The following is a 1,936-nucleotide window of genomic DNA, read 5'->3' as shown; positions in this document are numbered from 1 at the left end:
GGCCCACCCGCGCCCCCGCCGCCCGCGCACGGGGCGGGTGCGGTCAGCGGTCCGTGTCCAGGGGGTCCAGGTCCTCGTCCTCGTCCAGACCGGGGTCCAGTTCGTCCTCGAGGTCTTCCTCGTCGTCGAGGTCCTCGTCGTCGTCGAAGACCGCGCTGACGTCGAAGCGGCACACCACCTGCTGCGGGTCCACCTGCTCGAACGGCGCCTCCAGCCACTCGCCGGGTTCCGCGGGGTCGTCCGACGCCGTCACCCAGAGGGTGGAGTCGCCCTCCTCCAGTCCGAACTCCTTGTGCCGGGAGGCGATCTCGTCCGGCTCGAACTCGCCGAACAGCAGGCCGAGCGCGCCGTGCAGGGTGCCCGAGGTCTCCGCCCCCTCGTCGTCCGCCGCCTCGATCCGCTGGGCGTGCGCGCGCAGCCGCTGGGGTTCCACGACCGCGTAGTCACGGCGGATCAGCACGCTGATCGCGGCCGGCTCCTCGGGGCCGGTGTACGGCGGGGCCTCCTCCGCGCCGGGGATCTCGAAGGGGGTGACCTCGTCGTAGCGGTCGTAGAGCAGTTCGTCGTACGCCTCCGCGGCCGCGGCCAGCTGGTTGAACGCCTCGTAGACGGCCGGGTCGTCCTCCCCCGACCGGCGTTCGACCGCGGCCAGGTGGCGGTCGAGCGCGGTCTTGACCGCCTCGGCGGCGGCGCGTACCTCGGCAGCGGTGGACTGCGCAGCATCAGACATAGTGCAGACGCTATCCGTACCGGAGCCCGGACCGCACAATAGATGCGATGCCGGAATACGAATTTGCCGACGTGCACGTGCCGCGCGGGGTCTCCCGCAAGGAGACGGCACGTCTGCTGACGGACCACGCCGAGTACGGTCACTGGGAGTTGTACCGCCTCACGCTGATGCGTGACGGCAGTCGCAGGGTGCGGCTGCGGAGGCGGATCATCCGCCAGGTGCGCGCCACCTGGTGATCTGGGACGCCCGACCGGAATCACACGACGGAGCGGGCCCCGCGGTCGCGGGGCCCGCTCCGTGCGTCCGGTGTCACGCGGCGGCCCGCGCCCTGCGGTAGAGGACCGCGCCGGCGAGCAGCGCGCCCGCGCCGACCGGCAGCACGAGGCCCATCGGCAGCTCGCTGCCGGTCTGTGCGAGCTGTGCGTCGTGCCGGGGCTGGGTGAGGGGACGGGAGACCGGCTGGTCTTCGTGCGGGGAGCCTCCCGGGGTGGCCGGGGCGCCCGGCTCGTCGCCGGGGCCGTCCGGCCGCTCGGGACCGCCGGGGGCGGCGGGCTGTCCCGGGGTGTCGTGGCCGCCGCCGTTCGCGCACCCGTTGCCCCCGGTGGCGTTGCCGGCGCCGAGGACGTCGACGCTGTTGCCGCAGGCGTTCACCGGAACGTGGACCGGTACCTGGATGTGGTTGCCGGAGCCCACACCGGGCGAGTCACCGGCGTGTCCGCCGGCGTGCGCGCCGCCGTGGTCGCCGGAGTCGCCGTATCCGTCCGAGGGGGAGCCGCCGCCCTGGTTGGCGCAGGAGTTCCCCACGGACGGGTTGAGGAGGCCGACGACGTCGACCGTGTTCCCACAGACGTTGACCGGCACGTGCACCGGCGCCTGGACCGTGTTCCCGGAGAGCACTCCGGGTGAGCCGGCGGCACGGCCCGTCGCGCCGGAGTCGGCGTGGGCGGCCCCGCCCGCGGCGGCGAACACGCCCGTGGCGGCCGCCACCGTCATCAGGCCCTTGCGGGTAACCTGTCGCATTGCTGAAATCCCTGCCTTCGACCTGGTGCCGGGAACCTTCGTTCCGACGGATTCCCGGGTGTTCCGACGTTCGATGGGAGCGGTCGGGCCCCGAGGGCCAGGGGGCCCCCCCCGGGGCGGCCGCGGAAACCCACAACCGGCGGGGCCACGAGGGGGGGGGGCGGACGGACAATTTTTTTGATGAGT

At 73.6% G+C, this 1,936-nt stretch carries 3 protein-coding genes; 1 reads left to right on the top strand and 2 read right to left on the bottom strand.

Annotated elements, in window-relative coordinates; all coding sequences use genetic code 11:
* Positions 1-43 precede the first annotated feature (43 nt).
* On the bottom strand, positions 44-730 hold the full coding sequence (locus ABTY20_RS35180) for a hypothetical protein (protein ID WP_352001204.1): 687 nt from the start codon (positions 728-730) through the stop codon (positions 44-46).
* Between the two features lie 47 nt (positions 731-777).
* Between ABTY20_RS35180 and ABTY20_RS35175 the strand changes: the two genes are divergently transcribed.
* On the top strand, positions 778-966 hold the full coding sequence (locus ABTY20_RS35175; RefSeq protein ID WP_352001203.1) for a DUF5703 family protein: 189 nt from the start codon (positions 778-780) through the stop codon (positions 964-966).
* Between the two features lie 73 nt (positions 967-1,039).
* Here the strand turns inward: ABTY20_RS35175 and ABTY20_RS35170 are convergent, their stop codons facing one another.
* Positions 1,040-1,750: a chaplin gene (locus tag ABTY20_RS35170; protein ID WP_352001202.1), complete on the bottom strand. Its 711-nt coding sequence runs from the start codon at positions 1,748-1,750 to the stop codon at positions 1,040-1,042.
* Between the last annotated feature and the right edge of the window lie 186 nt (positions 1,751-1,936).

It is taken from the genome of Streptomyces sp. NPDC126497, from assembly GCF_040302425.1.
Taxonomy (GTDB): domain Bacteria; phylum Actinomycetota; class Actinomycetes; order Streptomycetales; family Streptomycetaceae; genus Streptomyces.
The sequence above is the reverse complement of the archived record's forward strand: the minus strand, read 5'-3'. Positions and strand labels throughout refer to the sequence as shown.

Excerpts from the sequence above, each read along its gene's own strand:
- ABTY20_RS35180 (WP_352001204.1), bottom strand. The coding sequence starts at position 730 with ATGTCTGATGCTGCGCAGTCCACCGCTGCCGAGGTACGCGCCGCCGCC.
- ABTY20_RS35175 (WP_352001203.1), top strand. The coding sequence starts at position 778 with ATGCCGGAATACGAATTTGCCGACGTGCACGTGCCGCGCGGGGTCTCC.
- ABTY20_RS35170 (WP_352001202.1), bottom strand. The coding sequence starts at position 1,750 with ATGCGACAGGTTACCCGCAAGGGCCTGATGACGGTGGCGGCCGCCACG.